Genomic DNA, 371 nt, shown 5'->3' with positions numbered 1-371 from the left:
ACGCCGCGACCGAGACGCTGATCGGCCGCATCCTCGGCAAGTTCGGGGTCAAGTGGCTCGACTTCCCGGCGGGCGCGACGCGCGAGGAGATCGACCGCGTGCTGGAGGAGGCCGCGACTGGCAACGTCGCGCTGATCTATCTCGAAAGCCCTGCGAACCCGACCAACGCGCTGGTCGACGTGCAGGCGGTGGCCGCCAGCCGCGACGCGATCTTCGCCGACAAGGCAGAGAAGCCGCCGATCGCGATCGATAATACCTTTCTCGGGCCGCTGTGGCATCAGCCGCTGAAGCACGGCGCGGACATCGTGGTGTATTCGCTCACCAAATACGCCGGCGGCCACAGCGATCTGGTCGCAGGCGGCGTGCTGGGC

At 67.7% G+C, this 371-nt stretch carries 1 protein-coding gene; it reads left to right on the top strand.

Annotated elements, in window-relative coordinates:
- Nucleotides 1-371 (top strand): PLP-dependent transferase (locus AC0IYH_RS29865; RefSeq protein ID WP_471837701.1); only part of this gene is annotated, 371 nt, incomplete at both ends.

It is taken from the genome of Pseudomonas sp. AC463, assembly GCF_979253585.1.
Note: the sequence above shows the minus strand (reverse complement) of the source record. Positions and strands in the feature narration are given on the sequence as shown.